We start from the raw sequence: 20,297 nt of genomic DNA on the forward strand, positions 1-20,297 counted from the left end.
GTCACACGCGCGGCCGGGCCGCTCGGACTGTCGCGGCGACCGCCCCGAGCCGGGCAGCCCTGATGGTCGACCAGAGTGGTCGGAGAGTCTCCTCGCGTGCCGCCACTCCCGCGGCGGTCTGCGCCCGAATGCCGGTTTCTCCCGCGACGGTGAGGATCGCGGCAACCTGGTCGGCGGTGTCGAAGATGCGCAGCGCGCGATCGGGAGTGGTACCGGGGTAGCTGTGATGCGAGAACTCCTCGAGCGCCTCGGCGACGCGGGCGCGCGGGTCGCGGTCGTCGGCGGTGAACCCGCCGCGCATCGAGGCGAGCGTGTCGGCGGCCTCGCGGACGGCGCGGCGCATCTCGAACTCGGCCTCACCCAATCCCATCCGTTCGACGGGCTGCGGGATGACCGGCACCGGGAACACCGTCCAGCGCAGCACATCCGGGCCCTCCACGGTGGGCACGATCCCGACCCCCGGCCGGCCGGACGCGCCGATGAGGACGCCCTCCTCCGCGTGGATGGCGGAGGCGGCGAAGTCGGTACCGGTTGGCAGACCGCGGACGTCGCCCGGTGCGGGCAGCACCAGTATCGGGTGGGCGCCGGGATCGGCAGCGGTGACCGCGCGCAGCACTCGCAGCAGGACCACCGGCCCCGCATCGGTCGGGTCCGGCCAGGGCAGATCCCAGCGCAGCGCGACCTCGGCATCGCCCGCTCCCACCAGGTGCATGGGCGCCCAGGACCGGACAGCGTCGATGACGTCGTCGGGGGAGCTGGAGCCGGCGAGCCAGGATGCGGCCCACAGGGTCAGGGTGGTGCTGGGACAGGACACGGTATTCCAGCATAGGTCGGCGTGGCGGGCCGCGGCGAACCGAATCGGTGTCCTAGCGTTGGCGCCCGTGAGCGCACGCGACATGTACGGCGGAAACATCTTCTCCGGCCACACCCGTAGCCGACGGCCGGAGTACCCGAAGGTCCCGGCGGACAAGGGGCTGGTCGTCGAGGACTCGGCCACCGGTTACTGCGGCGCGGTGGTCGGCATGGAGAAGACGTACGACGGCGACTACGTCCGGCTCGAGGATTCCCGGCGCCAGACCAGGCTGTTCGCCATGCGTGAGGCGGCATTCCTGATCGACGGCAAGCCGGTGACGCTGGTGCGCCCGACCGCGGCGAAGAAGCCCGCCGCGGCCACGCGGTCCGCGTCGGGGTCGACCAGGGTCGAGGGCTTGAAGGCGCGTACCGCCCTGCCGAGCCGGATCTGGGTGGAGGGGATCCACGACGCGGCCCTCGTCGAACGGGTCTGGGGACACGACCTGCGCGTCGAGGGCGTCGTCGTCGAGCACCTGGAGGGACTCGACAACCTCGCGGACCGGCTGGCCGAGTTCGTGCCCGGTCCGGGTCGCAGGGTCGGGGTGCTGGCCGACCACCTGGTCGAGGGCTCGAAGGAGTCCCGGATGACGCAGAACGTCGGTCCACACGTGCTGGTCACCGGGCACCCGTACATCGACGTGTGGGAGGCGGTTCGGCCCAAGTCGGTCGGCATCGCCGCCTGGCCGAAGATCCCGCGCGGACAGGACTGGAAGACGGGCATCTGCCGTGAACTGGGCTGGGGGACCCCGCAGGACGGGTGGCGTCGCGTCTACGGCGCGGTGTCCAGTTTCCGGGACCTGGAGGCGCCGCTGATCGGCGCGGTCGAGCGGTTGGTCGACTTCGTCACCGCCGTGGACTGATCCCGTGGTTGTCATGCGGGCCGCAGTTCGGGCGAACTCTGGTTAGATGGTGTTGTGGCAGCACTCATCTGGCTGATAGCGGGAGTATTGCTGGCCGCGGCCGAGGTGTTGTCGGGGGACTTCTTCCTGCTGATGTTGGCCGGCGGCGCGCTCGCCGCCGCCGGGGTCAGTGCGGTTACCGACTGGCCGGTGTGGATCGACGCGGTGGTGTTCGGGGTGGTCTCGCTCGCCCTGGTCCTCGGGGTCCGGCCGGCCCTGCTGCGCCGCTTCGCGAAGCCACCGCTGCTTCCCACGAACGTCGAGGCCCTGCCGGGTAAGCAGGCGCTGGTGCTCGAGGAGGTCGCCGAGCACGCGGGCCAGATCAAGCTCGACGGCGAGGTCTGGACCGCGCGCCCGCTCGACAGGTCCGAGGTGTACCCGCCGGGAACGACCGTGACCGTGATGGAGATCGACGGCGCGACCGCCGTCGTATGGAGGGGACCGTAATGGCCGCATTGATTGTTCTGGCCGTGATCGTGGTGCTGGTGGTGATCGTGGTGGCCAAGTCGGTCGCCCTGGTCCCGCAGGCGGAGGCGGCCGTCATCGAGCGGCTCGGCCGGTACGTGAAGACGGTGTCCGGTCAGCTCACCTTCCTGGTGCCGTTCGTCGACAAGATCCGGGCCAAGGTCGACCTGCGCGAGCGGGTGGTGTCCTTCCCGCCCCAGCCGGTGATCACCCAGGACAACCTGACCCTGAACATCGACACCGTCGTCTACTTCCAGGTGACCAACCCCCAGGCCGCCGTGTACGAGATCAACAACTACATCGTCGGCGTCGAGCAGTTGACCACCACGACCCTGCGCAATGTGGTCGGCGGCATGACCCTCGAGGAGACGCTGACCTCGCGCGATTCGATCAACGGACAGCTCCGCGGCGTGCTGGACGAGGCCACCGGGCGCTGGGGACTGCGGGTCGCCCGCGTCGAGCTCAAGAGCATCGATCCGCCGCCGTCGATCCAGGAGTCGATGGAGAAGCAGATGAAGGCCGATCGCGAGAAGCGGGCGATGATCCTCACCGCCGAGGGTCACCGCGAATCCGCCATCAAGACCGCGGAGGGCGACAAGCAGTCGCGGATCCTCGCGGCCGAGGGCGCCAAGCAGGCGTCGATCCTCAGCGCGGAGGGCGAGCGGCAGTCCCGCATCCTGCGCGCGCAGGGTGAACGGGCCGCGAAGTACCTGCAGGCGCAGGGTCAGGCGAAGGCGATCGAGAAGGTGTTCGCGGCCATCAAGGCCGGCAAGCCGACGCCGGAACTTCTTGCCTACCAATATCTTCAGACACTTCCTCAGATGGCACAGGGCGACGCGAACAAGGTGTGGTTGGTGCCGAGCGACTTCGGCGACGCGCTCAAGGGGTTCGCCCGGAGGCTGGGCGCGCCCGGCGAGGACGGCGTGTTCCGGTACGAGCCCAGCCAGGCCCAGGAGGACCTGCCCAAGCCGGAGGACGATTCGGCAGAGGTCGCCGACTGGTTCGAGACGAAGTCGGACCCGGCCGTCGCGAGGGCGGTGGCGGCGGCGGAAGCCGTTGCGCGCCAACCCGTCGACACCTCGCTGGTGCCCGAGCACCAGTTGGAGGCGCCGGATCCCGGTGTGCTGCCGCCCGCTTAGGCGATCGGTGTCCGGGGTGGCAGGCGCTCAGGTGATGAGTGCCTTGGCGACCCCGCACACCGCGACCGACCAGAGCACGCTGGTGAAGGTGCCGAGGATGAACTGCTCGGACGCATGGGGTTCGCGTAGCTCCGGGTAGCGTGCCAGGCCCTTGACCGCGAGAACGATGGCGAGGCCCTCCGGCCAGCCGGCCAGGATCGACGCCGCGACCGCGCTGCGCTAGAGGACGCCGATGATCCGGCCCCCGCGCAGTGGGCCCTCGCTGAGGATGCGATGAGCGGGCATCGTCGTGTCGGGCGTCGGCCCGGCGCCCTCCTGGCGCTTGGCGATGCGAAATGCCGCGCGTACCAACGGCGCCCCGCCGGTGGCGGCGGCGAGCACGGCGAGCACCAGGGTGGCGCCCAGCGCGAATCCCGTGACCGGCCTGGTGGCCGCGGCCGCCAACGCGGCTCCGCCGAGCGCGAGGATCGCGACGGTCGGACTGATCCACATCCGGATGCGGCCGCCGGCGAGCACCACGGGCGACACGGCGGCGAGGCCGAGCAGGACCAGGGCAAGGGTGGTCATCGGGCCGCCTCCTGGAGCAGTCGCCGGGCGAGGGTGCGTCCGGCGCATTCCGCCTGCCAACCGGCCACGGCCAACCGCTGCGAGATGGCCTGTTTGCTGATGCCGAGCCGTTCCGCGGCCTGGGCCTGGGTGAGCCCCTCCCGCATCGCGGTCACGGCGTCCCTGCCCTGCTCGGAGCGTCGCGAGATCAACAGGGACACCAGCATCAGGGCCGCCTCCGCGTCGGCGGCGGCAGCGGGGTCCGGTCCGGTGACGGCGATCGAGCCGGGCAAGTTCTTGGCTCGGTCGACGGCGTCCCGGGCGGCCTCGAAGGCAGGTCCCCGGCCGGCGCGGGTGCTGGCGGGCAGGGGAGTCTCGACGGGACCGATGCCGATCCCGATGCTCCAGTGCCCTCGGATCGCGAGCTCGAGTGCGAGGTCGACGACCAGGTCGGCGCGGTCGGCCACGCCCTGTACCTCGTCACCCGCGGTGCGCTCGAGGGGGCGTAGCAGCGGTGCGTCGGCGAACTCCCGCAGCAGGGGGGCGACGCGGTCGACATCGCGGCGGCTGCCCCGCTGGTCGACCGTCGTGACGAACATTGGTCAAGGTTAGAAACTGGATATGTGGAAGTCAAGGATTGGCACTTGACTGTTCGCGGTCTAGTCTGCGGTCTTGACGTCGCCGGCCTGAATGTCGGCCCCGTCGTTCGCGGTCGGCACCCCCATCCGGGCGTCCACGACCAGCCCGGCCACGCCGACGGCGATGCAGATCCCGGAGAGGGCGAGGAGCGCCGGGTTGGTATCGCCGCCGATCGCGTTGCCGAGCACCACGACACCGACGGTGCCGGGCAGCACTCCGGCCAGGGTGGCGAGCAGGTACGGCAGGAGCCGCACGGACGAGACGCCGCTGCAGTAGTTGATCACCGAGAACGGGACCGGCGCGATCAGTCGCAGTGAACCGACGGCAAGCCAGCCCCGGCGGGCGAGCCGGTCGTCGATGGACCGGATCGCCGGGTGGGTCATCCGCGCGGCGAATGCATCGCGCCCGACGGCGCGCACGAGCAGCAGCGCCAGCACGGCGCTGACGGTGGTGGCCGCCACGGCGATCAGGATCCCGGTCGCGGCGCCGAACAGCACGCCCGCGCTGAGGGTGAAGAAGGTGCGCGGCACCGGGGCCACCGTGATCAGGGCGTGCGCCGCGAAGAACACCAGCGGGAACGCGGGGCCGACGGAACGCGCCCACTCCCGGATCTGGTCGAGAGACGGGTGCGGGACGAGCAGCGCGGCGACCAGCAGGGCCGCGGCGACCAGTAGCGCAGCGATCAGCTTCGGATCACGAAGGCGCCTGGTCACGTTCGCCGAGGATACCCGCGTCGGCGGGGCGCACGGGGTCACCCGGGGCAGCGCGGCGGCAGGTGACGGTCGCGACCCCACATTCGCGCCCGTCGGCGTCGGTGCACGTGACGCGGGTCACCACCACCCGCCGCCCGGCGCGCAGCACCTCGGCCTCGAAGACGGCAGGGCGGTCGAGCGGCACCGTGCGGAAGAAGTTGATCCGCAGGGAACTGGTGTCGAAGGTGCCCGCCGTTCCCGCGGCGGCCGCGTTGCCCGCCAGGTCGTACGCGCACGCCTGCACGCCGCCGTGCATGACGCCGAGCGCGTTCGCGAGCGACCGGTTCGGCGGCACGGTGAGCCGCGCCCCGCGGTCGGTCCGCTCGAGGGTGCCGCCGATCGCCTCCAGCGGCGTCGTCGACGTCGGCACGGACTCGTCGGAGGGTGCGCGCGGGCGGTCGTCGCGGGACTGCTCGACGCCGTCGATGAAGTTGCCCCAGGCGGTGCCGGTGGCGACCAGCTCGCCTGCCGCGTCGAAGACCCGCACCGAACCCATCGCGCCGTCCTCGCCGCGGGTCTCGAGCCTGCCCTCGGCGGTCAGGCGCAGCCCGGTCCAGCCGGTCGGCCGGACGAAATCGACGGACAGGTCGGCGCTGACCAGCCCCGCCCGATCGCCGCGCCGCTCGTACATCGTGAAGCCGAGGCAGTCGTCGAGCAGCACCCCGAGCGCGGCGGTCCTGCCGTGCGGTTCGGGAGCGCCCAGGTCCATCGTCATCCGGTTCACCTCGCCGGCGCGGGTCGGCGGGCTGACCCGGAACAGTGCCTGTGGCGTGGTCCGCTCGGCGCCCGTCCGGACGTTCGCAATGCTCATTGCTCGGAGGTTACCGAAGGGTAGGTGATCCAGGCGATAGTGGTCGAAACGGTGCGGCTAGCATCACAGAAAAACAATGACTGTGTCCGAATATGGAGAGGAAGCAGACACCGTGTCACAAGCTCCTGTGTCACACGCTTCACAGGCCGAGGACGCTGCCCGCGACTACGCGAAGTGGCAGAAGGCTGTGGCCGCGGTGCTGGCGAAGGCCCGCAAGGTCGACGTGGCTGACATGCCCGCCGAGCCGGAACGGCTGCTCGACACCACCACCTACGACGGAGTGACCGTCGCGCCCCTGTACACCCGGCGCGACGAGACACCCGAGACCGCGCTGCCCGGCGTGTTCCCCTTTGTCCGAGGCCGCGACGCCCACCGCGACGTCAACCGCGGATGGCTCGTCAGCGCCAGTTTCGGTGCCGGACAAGCGGATCCGAAGGCCGTCAACCAGGCGATCCTGGACGGGCTCGAGAACGGCATCAGCGCGATCTGGCTCCGGGCGGGCGGCGACAACCTGCCCGCCGCGTCCGTCGCGCGGGCCCTGGACGGGGTGCTGCTCGACCTGGCGCCGCTGACCCTCGACGCGGGCGTCGAGACGGCGGCGGCCGCGGAGGCCGTGCTCGCGCTGCTCGACGAGCGTGCGGCCGCGGGCGACGGCGTGACGGAACGTTCGTCGGTCGCCGTCAGCTTCGGTGCCGCGCCGCTGACCAGTGGTTTCTCGGGTCGGCGTGACGTCGACGCCGAGACCGCGGTCGCGCTGGCGCGGATCGCGACGGGGCGGTCCGAGACGGTCCGCGCGATCACCGTCGACGGCACGGTCTTCCACGACGCGGGTGCGAGCGACGCCGAGGAGCTCGGTGCGGCCATCGCGGCCGGGCTGGAGTACCTCCGTTCGCTGACCGCCGCCGGCATCACGATCTCGGCGGCGTTGGGGCAGGTGGAGTTCCGGTTCTCCGCCACCGACGACCAGTTCCAGACGATCGCGAAGCTCCGTGCGGCACGGCAGCTGTGGGCCCGCATCGCGCAGGTCTGCGGCGCGTCCGAGTTCGGCGGTGCGCCCCAGCACGCCGTCACCTCCGCCGCGATGATGACCCAGCGCGACCCGTGGGTGAACATGCTCCGCACCACGCTCGCGGCGTTCGGCGCGGGCGTCGGCGGCGCCGATGCGGTGACCGTGCTGCCCTTCGATGTCGCGGTGCCCGAGGGCACGCTGGAGACGTCGAAGTCGTTCGCGGCCCGCATCGCCCGCAACACCCAGCTGCTGCTGCTCGAGGAGTCCCACCTCGGTCGGGTGCTCGATCCCGGAGCCGGATCCTGGTACGTCGAGGATCTCACCGGGGCCATCGCGGCCGGCGCGTGGGAGTTCTTCCAGCAGATCGAGGCCGACGGTGGCTACGCGGCCGCCCTCGAATCGGGGCTGATCGCTGACCGGGTCGCGGTCACCCGCGCCACCCGGGAGTCCGACATCGCGCACCGCAAGACCGCGGTGACCGGTGTCAACGAGTTCCCGAACCTCGACGAGAAGCCGCTGCCGCCGAACGCGCAGTCGCCACTCGCCGGCGTCGCCCGCTATGCCGCGGCGTTCGAGGCGCTGCGGGACCGCTCGGACCGGTTCCTCGCCGAACGCGGTCACCGGCCCAAGGTGCTGCTCGCGGCGCTCGGCCCGGTCGCGGAGCACAACGGCCGCACCACCTTTGCCGCGAACTTGCTCGCCTCCGGCGGCATCGAGGCGGTCAATCCCGGCACCCTCGACCTGGCGACCGTGTCCGGGATCGTGCGTGAGTCGGAGACCACCATCGCGGTCCTGTGCGGCACGGACAAGCGATACGGAATCGACGGGGTGCCCGCGGTCGACGCGCTGCGTGCCGCCGGCATCGAGACCGTCCTGCTGGCAGGCCCGGAGAAGACGTTCGCGGACGCGCAGGGCGCGGACCGGCCGGACGGGTTCCTGACCGCTCGTATTGACGCAGTGTCGGCGCTGACCGGTCTGCTCGACACCCTGGGAGCGAAATGAGCATCAAGCACGTGATCGGCAGCTTCGCCGACGTGCCGCTGACCGACCCCGATTTCCCGGCGCCGTCCGCGCCGACGGAGGCCGAGGTCGCCGCGCACATCGAGGAAGCCGCCAAGGCGAACAACTATGCGGCCGACCAGGTGGTGTGGTCGACGCCCGAGGGCATCGACGTCAAGCCCGTCTACACCAAGGCCGACCGGGACGCGGCCGAGGCGTCGGGCTACCCGCTCGACAGCTTCCCGGGTGCCGCGCCGTTCCTGCGCGGGCCGTACCCGACGATGTACGTCAACCAGCCGTGGACCATCCGGCAGTACGCCGGCTTCTCCACCGCCGCCGAGTCCAACGCCTTCTACCGGCGCAACCTCGCGTCCGGGCAGAAGGGCCTGTCGGTCGCCTTCGACCTCGCGACGCACCGCGGCTACGACTCCGACCACCCGCGTGTCCAGGGTGACGTCGGCATGGCCGGTGTCGCGATCGACTCGATCCTCGACATGCGCCAGCTCTTCGACGGCATCGACCTGTCCCAGGTCTCGGTGTCGATGACCATGAACGGTGCGGTGCTGCCCATCCTGGCGCTGTACGTCGTCGCCGCGGAGGAGCAGGGCGTCACGCCCGACCAGCTGGCCGGAACCATTCAGAACGACATTCTGAAGGAGTTCATGGTCCGCAACACCTACATCTACCCGCCGAAGCCGTCGATGCGGATCATCTCCGACATCTTCGCGTACACCAGCGCGGAGATGCCGAAGTTCAACTCGATCTCCATCTCGGGCTACCACATCCAGGAGGCCGGAGCGACCGCCGACCTGGAGCTGGCGTACACCCTCGCCGACGGCGTGGAGTACATCCGGGCCGGACTCGACGCGGGCATGGACATCGACAAGTTCGCGCCGAGGCTCTCGTTCTTCTGGGCGATCGGCATGAACTTCTTCATGGAGGTCGCCAAGCTGCGTGCGGGCCGATTGCTGTGGAGCGAGCTGGTCGCGAAGTTCGAGCCCCAGAGCAGCAAGTCGTTGTCGCTGCGCACCCACTCGCAGACCTCCGGCTGGTCGCTGACCGCGCAGGACGTGTTCAACAACGTCGCGCGCACCTGCGTCGAGGCGATGGCGGCGACGCAGGGCCACACCCAGTCGCTGCACACCAACGCGCTCGACGAGGCGATCGCGCTGCCGACCGACTTCTCGGCCCGCATCGCGCGCAACACCCAGCTGCTGCTGCAGCAGGAATCCGGCACCACCCGGCCGATCGACCCGTGGGGCGGCTCGCACTACGTCGAGTGGCTCACCAACGAGCTGGCCAACCGGGCGCGGGCGCACATCGCCGAGGTCGAGGAGGCCGGCGGCATGGCGCAGGCCATCGGTGAGGGCATCCCGAAGCTGCGCATCGAGGAGGCCGCGGCCCGCACCCAGGCCCGCATCGACTCCGGCCGTCAGCCACTGATCGGCGTCAACAAGTACGTGCCGGACGAGCCGGACAGCATCGAGGTGCTCAAGGTCGACAACACCAAGGTGCGTGCCGAGCAGCTCGCGAAGCTGGAGCAGCTGCGGGCGGACCGGGACGAGGCGGCCACCCAGGCCGCGCTGGCCGAGCTGACCCGCGCGGCCGGCTCCACCGAGGGCGGCATGGGCAACAACCTGCTCGCGCTCGCCGTGAACGCGGCACGCGCCAAGGCCACCGTCGGGGAGATCTCCGACGCACTGGAGAAGGTGTACGGGCGTCACCAGGCCGAGATCCGGACCATCAGCGGGGTGTACCGGGACGAGGCCGGAAAGTCGGAGAACATCAGCAGCGCAACGGAACTCGTCGAGGCATTCGCGGAGGCCGAGGGCCGTCGTCCGCGCATCCTCGTCGCGAAGATGGGTCAGGACGGACACGACCGAGGGCAGAAGGTGATCGCCACCGGCTTCGCGGACCTCGGGTTCGACGTCGACGTGGGACCGCTGTTCCAGACCCCCGAGGAGGTCGCCCAGCAGGCGGCCGACGCCGACGTGCACATCGTCGGTGTCTCCTCCCTCGCCGCCGGACACCTCACCCTGGTGCCGGCGCTGCGGGAGGCGCTCGCCGCGGTGGGCCGCCCCGACATCATGGTCGTGGTCGGCGGCGTCATCCCGCCCGGCGACTTCGAGGAGCTGTACCAGGCCGGTGCCGCGGCGATCTTCCCGCCCGGCACCGTGCTGGCCGATGCCGCCATCGGCCTGCTGCACAAGCTCGGGGAACAGTTGGGACACGATTCGGTTGCCGCCGACTAGCCGTCCACCCCTGGATCTGACCGCACTCGGCGACGCGGTACTGGCAGGCAGGCGAGGGGAGATCGCGAAGGCGATCACCCTGGTCGAGTCCACCCGAACGGATCATCGGGAGCAGGCGCAGCAGCTGCTGCTGCGCCTGCTCCCGCATGCGGGCGGCGCGATCCGCGTCGGTATCACCGGGGTTCCCGGGGTCGGTAAGTCGACGACCATCGAGGCCCTCGGGATGTACCTGATCTCGTTGGGGCACAAGGTCGCGGTGCTGGCGGTCGACCCGTCGTCCACCCGGACCGGCGGCTCGATCCTCGGCGACAAGACCCGGATGCAGAACCTGTCGGTCGAGCCGAACGCGTTCATCCGGCCGTCCCCGACGTCGGGCACGCTCGGCGGCGTGGCGAAGGCGACCCGCGAGACGATGGTGCTGATCGAGGCCGCCGGCTACGACGTGATCCTCGTCGAGACCGTCGGCGTCGGGCAGTCCGAGGTGACCGTCGCGAACATGGTGGACACGTTCACCTTCCTGACGCTCGCTCGCACCGGCGACCAGTTGCAGGGCATCAAAAAGGGCGTGCTCGAGCTCGCCGACATCGTCACCGTCAACAAGGCCGACGGCAAGCACGAGGCCGAGGCCAGGGTCGCGGCGCGCGAGCTGGCCGGGGCGTTGCGGTTGATCTACCCGCACGACGCGCTGTGGAAGCCGCCGGTGCTGACCATGAGCGCGCTCGAGAACAACGGTGTCGACAAGTTCTGGGACGAGGTGCTGCGGCACCGCAAGGTGCTCGGCGACGCGGGCGAACTCGAGGCCAAGCGGCATCAGCAGCAGGTCGACTGGACGTGGTCGATGGTCCACGACCAGCTGTTGCGCCGGCTCGACACCGACCCCGAGGTGAAGGCGATCCGGGGTGAGGTCGAGCAGCGGGTCCGCGATGGCTCGCTCACGGCGGCGCTGGCCGCCCACCAGATCCTGGACGCGTTCGACCGATAGGCGCTGCGCGCCCGTGCGCGGTCAGCGAGTCTCTGGACTCGTCAACCGCGCACGGGCGGCGAAGCCGCCCACCCGGTCGATGAGGTGGTCGAAGAACGCGGCCGGGTCGGTGCCGACGGCGATGTCGGCGTTCGGCTCGCGGCCCCACATGCCGGTCCAGTCGGCGACTGTGGTGCCGCGGGTGAGCGTGCCCGCCAGTTCGACGTCCACCGTCGCCGGCCGTGTGACCGCCAGGCCCGGGTTCAGCGCCAGGGCCGCGGCGAAGGGGTCGTGCATGTGTGCCAGGAAGCCCTGGCCGTGGTCGCGATGGAACTCGAGGTAGAAGCGCACCGCGTCCGACAGGTGCCGCACGATGGGATTGGACGTGCGCGAGCGGGTGCCGGGCGGGTCCTGCTCGGTGATGAGCTCGGCGGGTTCACTGCCGGCGACCTCGGCGAGCCGGCGCAGGTGTTCGGGCCGCATCTCGATGGTCTCGGTGACGTCGAGCGGGCAGATCAGCGGCCTGCGGTCGGCGGGGACCACCGAGAACGCCGCGAAGACCTCCTGTGCCGCCTCCGGGTCGACGAAGATGTTCCATTCGCAGGTCGGCGTGGTGTTCCCGGGATGGTTGAAGACCCCGCCCATCACGACCAGACGCCGGATCAGGTGGGGGAGATCGGGTTCGAGTCGGAGCGCGAGGGCGAGGTTGGTGAGTGGCCCCGTGACCAGTCCGGTGACCTCGCCCGGACGCTCGCGCGCGATCTCCACCCACGCGCGCGCGGAACTGCGGTCCGACGGCCGGCGCGGTGAGTTCGGCAGTACCGCGTACCCGATGCCCTGCGGCCCATGGGTGTCCTCGGTGGTCCGCAACGGGATCCGCAGCGGCGTGGGGGAGCCGACGGTGACCTCGATGCCGGGGTCGCCGCACAGGTCCAGCCAGGCCAGATTGTTCGCGGCGACCTGGGCGACGGGCACGTTGCCACCGGTGCTGGCGATGGTGAGGATCTCCGCCTCGGGGCTGGCGAGCAGGTAGAGCAGAGCGAGTGAGTCGTCGATGCCGGTGTCGACGTCGACGATCAGCGGGACGGTGGACACGCCTGGCCCCGACATCTGCGCACCCGACATCAGGCCGCCACGAGCGCGGTGGGCCGGTGGTGCACCGGAAAGTTCACCGAGCGGGCGATGAAGCACTTCTCGTGGGCCACCGCGTGCAGTGCCTCCGCCTTCGGGACCATGTCCTCGGAGCGCACGGTGACCTCCGGCCTGAGCACCACTTCGGTGAACTGCCCTGTCCCGCTCGACTCCTCGGTCATCGTCCCGGTTGGTCGGTCGACGTAATCGGTGACGACCACGCCTTCGGCCGCGGCGAGGCCGAGGAACCAGAGCATGTGGCATTGCGAGAGCGAGGCAACCAGCAGCTCCTCCGGGTTCCAGCGCGCGGGGTCGCCCCGGAACGACGGATCCGAGCTGCCCAGCAGGTCCGGCTTCCCCGGGTCGGAGACCACATGATCACGCCCATAGGCGCGGGCATCGGCGGTGCCGACACCCCGGTTCCCGGTCCAGGTGACGGTGAGGCCGTACTGGTGTTCGCGCACGGGCAAATCCTCTCAGGTTCCGGCCGTCACTTATGACCAGTGCGGCGCATCGGTGCCCCAGTCGTGCGCGGGAAATGGGTACTGCCCGTACCCGGGCAGTGGCGGTCGAGCCGCGGTGACCGCGCCGTGGGTCACGGCGACGCCGGGACTCGGCTGTCGCGGCGGCGACGGATCGTGCACCCGACCGGGTGCGTCGAGCAGCCAGCGCGCCGTGCGGGCCAGTGACACCGACACCGACCTTCCGCGACCGTCGGTGCCCCGCAACGCGACGGCATCGACGACCCCGGCCGCGAGCAGGTATCCGCTGGCGTGGTCGAGTGCCTGCGCGGGTAGCGCACCGGGGTGCTCGCCGCCCTCGATCAGCGAGATCCCGCTGGCCGCCTGCACGATGGAGTCGAAGCCTCGGCGGTGGGCCCACGGACCCTCGGTTCCCCAGGCGCTGACGCTGCCCCGGATCAGGCCGGGGCGGTCGTCGCCGAGCCCGAACCGGTCGAGGGCCCCGGGCCGGTACCCGGTGAGCAGGATGTCCGCGGTGTCCAGCAGGTCGTGCATGGTGGCGGCGGCCTCCGTGGTGGCGAGGTCGAGCAGCGCGGACCGCTTGCCCTGCCCGGTATCCCGGTGCTGCCAGTCGATCTCGTGCAACTGGGGCGGATCGATCCGCAGCACCTGCGCGCCGAGCAAGGCCAGCGCCCTGCCCGCGACGGGCCCGGCCAGCACTCGCGTCAGATCCAGCACCCGCAACCCCGCCAGCGGCCGCAACTGATCCGCGCCGATCGGCGATGCACCGGCGAACGTCGCGCCCGCGCTCACGTCCATCCGGACGATCGGTCCGGCACCGGAAGCGATGCCCTGTGGGTGGTCGGCCCACTCGGGTTCGGTACGCACCCGCACGGCGACGGCACCCGCCTCGGCGGCTCGATCCTCGACCTCCTGCGCGGGAAACTCTCCGATGCGGGAGGAGAGGACGCCCGCATCGGAGTCCTCCGACAGGTCGAGTGCACGCAGCAGTCGGACGCGGTGGTGCGGGTAGTTCGCGTGCGTCCGGACCCACCCGTCGGATGCGGCGAAGAACCCCGACATCGGCGCGAATCCCGACACCGGATCGCCGTCGATCCGCATCATCCGATCGCCCGCGAACGAGGCGGCGACCCGTTCGGAGTCGAGGGTCCACCAATGTGGGTCCCGCCCGCGCGTGGTGAGCAGGCGGTTCACCGCGGAGGCCAGCGCGCCGACGGACCCGAGGGCCAGGCCCGCGGTCGGCAATCTGGAAGCGAGGTAGCCGTCGGCGGGCGGGTACTCGATCGAGCCCGGATTGCTCGGCAGCGCGCAGCCATGCTCGTAGTCGGTGCACAGTAGCTCCGCTGACGCCATTCCTGCACCGTATACCGCGGCCAGTGCCTCGTGCTCGAGGCACTACCGGGCGACCGCCGGCACGCCCGTCGTCGCTAGTTCCGCCGCGCGCTGATCTCGAAGCCCGCGGTGCGCAGCCGGTCGACGAGTGCGTCGCCGATCGCCGTCGCGGGCGTCAACACGCCCGCCGTGTCCGGCAGGGCGTCCCGGTCGAGCGCAAGTGCCAGCGCCGATTCGCCGAGCATGACCGCGGTGGCCGCGTAGCCCGGGTCGCCCTTCGCCCGCACCCGGGAGGTGTACCGGGCGCCGGTGCTGGTGCGCGTGTAGATGTCCATCGTGAAATGTCCTGTACTGCGGGCCTTCTCGCTCGGACCCTCGCCGGGCTTGGGGAGCACCCGGTCGAGGACGTACCGGGTCGGGGGGAAGGCGAGTCCCGCCATCAGGGCGCCGAGGCCCGCGGACACCCCCGCGGCGAAGACGGGCGAGAGCACCGACTGCCCGACGCTCATCACCTCGCGGTAGCGGAAGGCGCGTCCGTACTCCCACTTGCGCAGTGCGTTGCTGCGGCGCACGATCCGGGTGTTGGTCGAGCCCATCAGGAACGGCGCGGTGCGCCCGCCCAGCCCGGGCGCGATGTCCGATCCCTTCGGCATCTCGACGTCGGACTGTCGGCCGAGGTCGGGTTCGGACGTGCGGTCCGGGCTCAGGGAGTACGGGCTCGCCGCGATGCGGCGCGCGGACTTGTCGCCCTTGACGGTGTCGACGAGGTTGCGCATCGAATCGATGGTGCCGCCGCTGATGCCGCCGCGCATCGAGCTGACCACCAGCGTGGTGTCGGTGAGGTCGCCCTCGCCGTCGGCCGCGACCAGCTGGTGCAGGACGTGGACACCGAGGTCGGAGGGGATGGAGTCGAACCCGCAGGCATGCACGATCCGGGCGCCCGAGGCCACCGCGACATCGTGGAACCTGTCGATGCACTCGCGGCCGAAGAGCACTTCGCCGCTGAGGTCGGCGTAGTCGGTGCCGGCCTCGGCGCAGGCGCGGACCAGGTCCACGCCGTACTTGGCGTACGGGCCGACGGTTGTGACGATCACGTGCGCGGACGCGGCGAGTGCGGTCAGCGAGGCGGGATCGTCGGCGTTCGCGACGATGATCGGCCACTGCGCGGCGGCCGGGCCGAGTTCCGCCCGCACCTTCTCGAGCTTGGCCCGGGACCGCCCGGCGAGGCCGATGCGTGCGCTCCGCGGGGCGCTCCGCGCCAGGTACTCGGCGGTGAGTGCGCCGACGAAACCGGTGGCGCCGTAGACGACGACGTCGAGATCACGAGTGCGGGTCATGCATCAGGACCCTACGCGGAACACGCCGACGCAGCAGGGGGCTACCAGCTCCACGTGTGTACCGGCTCGCCCGAGTGCATTCGTTCCAGGTACTCGCACAGCATGGTCCGCAACGCGCTGTCGCGGGACTGCCCGGCCCGTTCCCTCGCGGACACATACTCGCGTTGCCACACCGATCCGTTCCGGGCCGCGCGGCATCGGCCCTCGATCACGCCCAGGTATCTGTCGCGGAGTGCGGCGTCGACGCCCAGCGCGTCGAGCCCCGCGTCCGCCATCGGAAGCAGTGTGCGCTGCACCAGATCCTGTGGACTCACGGCGCGGACCACGGGCCACTGCAGCACGGAGTCGAAGCCGTTCATCGCGCCGACCCGGAGGTTCTCTTCCGCGGCGGCGAACGGCATCTGCGTCCACAGTGGTCGGTCGGAACGGGCGAGCGAGCACAGCGTGCCGTAGTAGAACGCGGCATTGGCGACTGTGTCGACGATGGTCGGCCCGGCGGGCAGCACCCGGTTCTCCAGGCGGAGCGGCACTCGGGCGTCCCTGGGGTCGTAGACCGGCCGATTCCACCGGTAGATGGTTCCGTTGTGCATCGTGAGCTCGGCGAGTTCGGGCGTGCCGCCGCCGGCGACCACTGCGATGGGGTCCTCGGGCGTGCAATCCGGCAGGAGCGCGGGGAAGTAGCGCGAGTTCTCCTCGAACAGGTCGAAGATCGACGTGATCCAGCGCTCGCCGAACCACACCCGGGGGCGGACCCCCTGATTCCTGAGCTCCCGCGGCCGGGTGTCGGTGGCCTGCTCGAACAGCGGGAGCCGCGTCTCGTTCCACAGCGCCCGCCCCGCGAAGAACGGCGAGTTGGCGGCGAGCACCACCTGAGCCGCGGCCAGTATCTGGGCGGCATTCCAGTACGCGGCGAAGTCGCCGGGGGCCACCTGCAGGTGCAGTTGGACCGAGGTGCACGCGGCCTCGGGGAGAATCGTCTGGGCGACGGTGGTCAGGCGTTCGGCGCTGGAGCGGCCGGGCAGCGGCACCCCCGCGATGCTCAGCTCGATGTCCTCGCCCCTGGCGGCGAGGATCTGTTCTTCCAGGACGGTGTACCGGGTGTCGGCCGACATCCATTTCTGCTCGAAATGCTCCTCACGCAGGGTCGGCAGGATCCCGATCATCGCGAGCCGGCCACCGCAGTCGCGGGCACGGGCATCCGCGAGGTCGAGCGAGGCACGGAGGTCGTTCTCGAGTGCGGCGAGATTCGCGCCCGCCAAGTGCCTCGGCTCGACATTGATCTCGATGTTGAACTGAGCGAGCTCGGACTGATAGTTCGGGCCTGCGAGGTCGGCGAGCACCGCGGCGTTCACCATGGCGGGGTCGCAGTTCTCGTCGACCAGGTTCAGCTCGATCTCCATGCCCATCTTCGGGCTGGGGATCTCGCCCTCGGCCTTCTCGAGGAGGGTGGCCAGGGCATCGAGACAGGCCTGCACCTTCTCGCGGAAGTCCTGCCGGTCCCGGTGCGAGAACTTCAGCCGTGACACCTCGTGGCCCATGGGTACTCCTCGGCCGGTGCTGACGCCCTGGACTCAGTATCCCCGCTCCGGCCCCCGCAGCGCAGCGGTGGGTTCCGGCGTCACCAGGGGCTGGGCTTGTAGTCCTTGAGGAAGCAGCCGTACAGGTCGACCCCCCGCTCACCCTGCACGATCGGGTCGTACACGCGGGCCGCGCCGTCGACCAGGTCGAGCGGGGCGTGGAAGCCCTCGTCGGCGAGGCGGACCTTGGTGTAATGCGGACGCTCGTCGGTGATCCAACCGGTGTCGACGGCCGTCATGAGGATGCCGTCCTGGTCGAGCATCTCCTTGGCGCTGGTGCGGGTCAGCATGTTCAGCGCGGCCTTCGCCATGTTGGTGTGCGGGTGCCCGGCACCCTTGTACGCGCGGCTGAACTGGCCCTCCATCGCGGACACGTTGACCACGTACTTGCGGCGGGCCGCCGCGGCCGCCATCGCCGGGCGCAGCCGGGACACCAGGATGAACGGCGCGACCGAGTTGCACAGCTGCACCTCGAGCAGCTCGATCGGATCGACCTCCGCGACGGTCTGGACCCAGCTGTTGGTGTGCGCGAGATCGGGAACCAGGCCACCGGCGTCGATCGCGATGCCCTGCTCGATGCGATCGAGCGAGGCGGAGCCGGCCACGAGGGCGAGCTCGCTGACCTGATGGACCACCGATTCCGCGTTCGGCAGCGAACTCGCCAGCGACGCCGGGTGGGCGTCGCTGGTCTTGCCGAAGGTCAGCACGTCCGGGAGCTCGCCCGCGGGCAGCGGACCGGACTCGGCCTCCGCGAGCGCGGAGTAGGCCCCGGGGGAGCGCCGCACGGTCTGCGCGGCGTTGTTGATGAGGATGTCGAGCGGGCCCTGCTCGGCCACCGAGTCGGCCAGCGAGACCACCTGGGCAGGATCACGCAGGTCGATACCGACCACCCGGAGCCGGTGGATCCAGTCGCCGCTGTCCTCCATCGCCTTGAACCGGCGGATCGCGTCGTTGGGGAAGCGGGTGGTGATGGTGAGGTGGGCGCCGTCGCGCAACAGCCGCAGCGCGATGTACATGCCGATCTTGGCCCGGCCTCCGGTCAGCAGCGCCCGCCTGCCGGTCAGGTCCGTGCTGGCGTCGCGCTTGGCGTGGCTGCTGGCCGCGCACTCGGGGCAGAGCTGGTGGTAGAACGCGTCGACAACCGTGTAGCGCTGCTTGCAGATGTAGCAGGGCCGCGGACGGATCAGGGTCCCCGCGCTGGCGCCGGGTGCGTTCGAGGTGAGCAGCACGCCCGCGGTCTCGTCGTCGATGCGCTCGGGGGAACCGGTGGCGGTCGCGGCCACGACCTGACGGTCGGCCTCGGAGATCGCGTCGCGCGCCTCGACCCGCCGGCGCCGCTTGAGCTGCTTGAACATCTTGCCGCTGGCGCGCTGGAGGACCATCGAATCCGGGTGGTCGGCGTCGAGGCTGCCGGCCTCGGACAGGACGCGCAGGCAGATCTCCAGGTCGGCGGGATCGATGCCCGTCATCGGTTGTGCCATCGGTAGGTAGCTCAGTTCTGGTCTCGAGGTGCCGGTCGACGTCGAATTCTACCGAGTCCGCGGATGTGTCGAGACCATCGCAGTTTCCACCGACACAGGTGGTGACATCGCTCACAAGCCCGAGGAGGATTTTGGTATCGGGGGATTCGTCGGCAGTCAATGCCGATCACCGAAAGGTCGAGATCATGAATGAGTTGAGTGGTTCCACGGATCCGCCCCGGTTTCCGACGGCAGTGACCGACGACATGACGCGCCCGAACTCGTTGCTCCACGTCGAGTCGGTCGTCCCAGTCGAGGCGCCGGTGCAGAAGGACGGGCCGTTCCTGCCGGAGCTGACGGAGGTCGATCTGCTCGTCCGTGCGGCGGACGCTCGCCGTGAGTTCAACGTCGGCGGCTCCGGTGTCACGGTGGCGGTGCTCGACACCGGATTACGTACCACGCATGTGGATTTCGCGGGCCGGGTGGTTCCGGGACGCAATTTCACGCGCGAGGGCGCCGGCGACCCGGCCGACGTCGAGGACAGGAACGGTCACGGCACGAACGTGGCGGGCATCGCGTGCGCGGCGCGGATCCACACGGGCGTCGCACCGAACGCACGGATCGTCCCGGTCAAGGTCCTGGGCGACGGTGGTGGGGGGAGCTTCGCCGACATCCGGGACGGACTGGACTGGGTGCTCGAGCGTCGCTCGTCGCTCGGCATCTCCGCCGTGTGCATGGCGCTCGGCGCGTCGGACAACCGGACGACCGACACGGACATGCCGGGCGACGGTATCGGCGCCCTGTTGCAGGAACTGACGGACGAGGGCGTCTGCTGTTGCGTCGCCGCGGGCAACGAGTACTACGCGCACGGCGGATTGCAGGGGATGAGCTATCCCGCGATCTTCAGGCAGACGATCAGTGTCGGGTCGGTCTACGACGCGGACGAGGGCAGCTTCCGCTACCGGGACGGTGCGAAGGCATTCGTCACGGCAGCCGACCGGATGACGCCCTTCTCGCAGCGGCTCCACCGCAAGGTCGGTGGGCCGTGCGCGACGGACATCTTCGCGCCGGGTTCGCCGGTGACCTCGGCGGGCATCCTCAACGACACGGGTGAGTCCCTTCAGTTCGGGGCGAGCCAGGCGACTCCGGTCGTGACCGGGGTCGTGCTGCTGTTGCAGTCCTTCTACCTGCGGACCAGGGGTGAGCTGCCCACGGTCGCCGACGTCAAGCGCTGGCTGGTGCGCGGCGCCACCGTCATCTACGACGGCGACGACGAGCACGACAATGTCGGTCACACCGGGCTCTCGTTCCCGAGGATCAGCGCGGTCGGCTCGCTGCTCGCCTGCGCGAAGGATCTCGCGATGCGCGAGTTGACGGCGGCAGAGCACGCCAGGGAGGAGTCGGGCGCGGCGACGGCGAGGCGATGACGTGAAGGACAGGTGATGTCGGTAGACGAAAAAGGCCCCGGATCGTGATCCGGGGCCTTGCTCGTCTGTCTCAACTCAGAGTGCGCGAGGGGGGACTTGAACCCCCACGTCCATTAGTAGGACACTAGCACCTCAAGCTAGCGCGTCTGCCATTCCGCCACTCGCGCTTGCACACCTTGTTGTTTGCCCGCCGTGTTCTGCGTGCTGGGAAAGATTAGCTGATGCAG

General features: G+C 70.4%; 17 protein-coding genes, 1 tRNA gene and 1 pseudogene. 7 read left to right on the forward strand and 12 right to left on the reverse strand.

The window, feature by feature from the left end; all coding sequences use genetic code 11:
* Position 1 precedes the first annotated feature (1 nt).
* Complete coding sequence (locus ACFQS9_RS20995; protein ID WP_378408185.1) at positions 2-814, reverse strand: hypothetical protein; 813 nt, start codon at positions 812-814, stop codon at positions 2-4.
* Between the two features lie 82 nt (positions 815-896).
* On the opposite strand from ACFQS9_RS20995, the gene ACFQS9_RS21000 reads away from it, so the two are divergent.
* Genes ACFQS9_RS21000 through ACFQS9_RS21010 form a run of 3 tightly spaced genes read left to right on the forward strand, consistent with a single transcriptional unit; the run spans position 897 to position 3,355 of the window.
* Complete coding sequence (locus ACFQS9_RS21000) at positions 897-1,712, forward strand: DUF3097 domain-containing protein (protein WP_378408333.1); 816 nt, start codon at positions 897-899, stop codon at positions 1,710-1,712.
* Positions 1,713-1,766: 54 nt separating this feature from the next.
* Positions 1,767-2,198 (forward strand): NfeD family protein, encoded by a 432-nt coding sequence (locus ACFQS9_RS21005; RefSeq protein WP_378408187.1) that lies wholly within the window; start codon positions 1,767-1,769, stop codon positions 2,196-2,198.
* Positions 2,198-3,355: an SPFH domain-containing protein gene (locus tag ACFQS9_RS21010; RefSeq protein WP_378408189.1), complete on the forward strand. Its 1,158-nt coding sequence runs from the start codon at positions 2,198-2,200 to the stop codon at positions 3,353-3,355. Before ACFQS9_RS21005 ends, ACFQS9_RS21010 begins: the two co-directional genes overlap by 1 nt.
* 27 nt (positions 3,356-3,382) lie before the next feature.
* On the opposite strand, the pseudogene ACFQS9_RS21015 reads toward ACFQS9_RS21010, so the two are convergent.
* The 4 genes and pseudogenes from ACFQS9_RS21015 to ACFQS9_RS21030 form a co-directional block, all read right to left on the reverse strand.
* Positions 3,383-3,922: pseudogene (locus ACFQS9_RS21015) on the reverse strand (hypothetical protein).
* On the reverse strand, positions 3,919-4,500 hold the full coding sequence (locus tag ACFQS9_RS21020; protein ID WP_378408191.1) for a hypothetical protein: 582 nt from the start codon (positions 4,498-4,500) through the stop codon (positions 3,919-3,921). The pseudogene ACFQS9_RS21015 and the gene ACFQS9_RS21020 overlap by 4 nt, the downstream one beginning before the upstream one ends.
* Positions 4,501-4,560: 60 nt before the next feature.
* Complete coding sequence (locus ACFQS9_RS21025) at positions 4,561-5,253, reverse strand: TVP38/TMEM64 family protein (RefSeq protein WP_378408193.1); 693 nt, start codon at positions 5,251-5,253, stop codon at positions 4,561-4,563.
* Positions 5,234-6,103 (reverse strand): PaaI family thioesterase, encoded by an 870-nt coding sequence (locus ACFQS9_RS21030; RefSeq protein WP_378408195.1) that lies wholly within the window; start codon positions 6,101-6,103, stop codon positions 5,234-5,236. The genes ACFQS9_RS21025 and ACFQS9_RS21030 overlap by 20 nt, the downstream gene beginning before the upstream one ends.
* A 127-nt stretch (positions 6,104-6,230) precedes the next feature.
* On the opposite strand from ACFQS9_RS21030, the gene mutA reads away from it, so the two are divergent.
* From mutA to meaB, 3 genes are read left to right on the forward strand one after another with little or no spacing between them, the layout of a single operon-like run.
* The gene (gene mutA, locus ACFQS9_RS21035; protein WP_378408197.1) at positions 6,231-8,114 is read left to right on the forward strand and encodes a methylmalonyl-CoA mutase small subunit; all 1,884 of its coding nucleotides are present in this window, start codon (positions 6,231-6,233) and stop codon (positions 8,112-8,114) included.
* A complete protein-coding gene (scpA, locus tag ACFQS9_RS21040; protein WP_378408199.1) occupies positions 8,111-10,363 on the forward strand; it encodes a methylmalonyl-CoA mutase in 2,253 nt (750 codons plus the stop codon). Before mutA ends, scpA begins: the two co-directional genes overlap by 4 nt.
* Entirely contained in the window at positions 10,350-11,345 is a 996-nt protein-coding gene (meaB, locus tag ACFQS9_RS21045; RefSeq protein ID WP_378408201.1) for a methylmalonyl Co-A mutase-associated GTPase MeaB, read from the forward strand. The genes scpA and meaB overlap by 14 nt, the downstream gene beginning before the upstream one ends.
* 21 nt (positions 11,346-11,366) lie before the next feature.
* On the opposite strand, the gene ACFQS9_RS21050 is transcribed toward meaB, so the two are convergent.
* From ACFQS9_RS21050 to ACFQS9_RS21075, 6 genes are all read right to left on the reverse strand, one after another.
* Positions 11,367-12,434 (reverse strand): nucleoside hydrolase, encoded by a 1,068-nt coding sequence (locus ACFQS9_RS21050; protein ID WP_378408203.1) that lies wholly within the window; start codon positions 12,432-12,434, stop codon positions 11,367-11,369.
* A 14-nt stretch (positions 12,435-12,448) separates the two neighbouring features.
* Complete coding sequence (locus tag ACFQS9_RS21055; RefSeq protein ID WP_378408205.1) at positions 12,449-12,919, reverse strand: OsmC family protein; 471 nt, start codon at positions 12,917-12,919, stop codon at positions 12,449-12,451.
* 30 nt (positions 12,920-12,949) lie between these two features.
* A complete protein-coding gene (locus ACFQS9_RS21060; RefSeq protein WP_378408206.1) occupies positions 12,950-14,290 on the reverse strand; it encodes a CoA transferase in 1,341 nt (446 codons plus the stop codon).
* A 74-nt stretch (positions 14,291-14,364) separates the two neighbouring features.
* Positions 14,365-15,606 carry a saccharopine dehydrogenase family protein gene (locus ACFQS9_RS21065; RefSeq protein WP_378408208.1) on the reverse strand — a complete coding sequence of 414 codons (1,242 nt, stop codon included), beginning with the start codon at positions 15,604-15,606 and terminating at the stop codon, positions 14,365-14,367.
* Between the two features lie 41 nt (positions 15,607-15,647).
* Entirely contained in the window at positions 15,648-17,144 is a 1,497-nt protein-coding gene (locus tag ACFQS9_RS21070) for a glutamate-cysteine ligase family protein (RefSeq protein WP_378408210.1), read from the reverse strand.
* Between the two features lie 80 nt (positions 17,145-17,224).
* Positions 17,225-18,664, reverse strand: coding sequence for an SDR family NAD(P)-dependent oxidoreductase (locus ACFQS9_RS21075; RefSeq protein WP_378408212.1), 1,440 nt, complete (start codon positions 18,662-18,664; stop codon positions 17,225-17,227).
* Between the two features lie 185 nt (positions 18,665-18,849).
* Between ACFQS9_RS21075 and ACFQS9_RS21080 the strand changes: the two genes are divergently transcribed.
* On the forward strand, positions 18,850-20,070 hold the full coding sequence (locus ACFQS9_RS21080) for a S8 family serine peptidase (protein WP_378408214.1): 1,221 nt from the start codon (positions 18,850-18,852) through the stop codon (positions 20,068-20,070).
* A gap of 81 nt (positions 20,071-20,151) precedes the next feature.
* Here ACFQS9_RS21080 and ACFQS9_RS21085 read toward each other — a convergent pair.
* Positions 20,152-20,237, reverse strand: a tRNA-Leu gene (locus ACFQS9_RS21085).
* Positions 20,238-20,297: the final 60 nt, after the last annotated feature.

The organism is Rhodococcus daqingensis (genome assembly GCF_042665615.1).
GTDB classification, from domain to species: Bacteria; Actinomycetota; Actinomycetes; order Mycobacteriales; family Mycobacteriaceae; genus Rhodococcus_G; species Rhodococcus_G daqingensis.

Coding starts and splice junctions, on each gene's coding strand:
- ACFQS9_RS21060 (WP_378408206.1), bottom strand. CDS start 14,290: ATGGCGTCAGCGGAGCTACTGTGCACCGACTACGAGCATGGCTGCGCG.
- ACFQS9_RS21075 (WP_378408212.1), bottom strand. CDS start 18,664: ATGGCACAACCGATGACGGGCATCGATCCCGCCGACCTGGAGATCTGC.
- ACFQS9_RS21050 (WP_378408203.1), bottom strand. CDS start 12,434: ATGTCGGGGCCAGGCGTGTCCACCGTCCCGCTGATCGTCGACGTCGAC.
- ACFQS9_RS21065 (WP_378408208.1), bottom strand. CDS start 15,606: ATGACCCGCACTCGTGATCTCGACGTCGTCGTCTACGGCGCCACCGGT.
- ACFQS9_RS21010 (WP_378408189.1), top strand. CDS start 2,198: ATGGCCGCATTGATTGTTCTGGCCGTGATCGTGGTGCTGGTGGTGATC.
- ACFQS9_RS21020 (WP_378408191.1), bottom strand. CDS start 4,500: ATGTTCGTCACGACGGTCGACCAGCGGGGCAGCCGCCGCGATGTCGAC.
- scpA (WP_378408199.1), top strand. CDS start 8,111: ATGAGCATCAAGCACGTGATCGGCAGCTTCGCCGACGTGCCGCTGACC.
- ACFQS9_RS21080 (WP_378408214.1), top strand. CDS start 18,850: ATGAATGAGTTGAGTGGTTCCACGGATCCGCCCCGGTTTCCGACGGCA.
- ACFQS9_RS21070 (WP_378408210.1), bottom strand. CDS start 17,144: ATGGGCCACGAGGTGTCACGGCTGAAGTTCTCGCACCGGGACCGGCAG.
- ACFQS9_RS21000 (WP_378408333.1), top strand. CDS start 897: ATGTACGGCGGAAACATCTTCTCCGGCCACACCCGTAGCCGACGGCCG.
- ACFQS9_RS21030 (WP_378408195.1), bottom strand. CDS start 6,103: ATGAGCATTGCGAACGTCCGGACGGGCGCCGAGCGGACCACGCCACAG.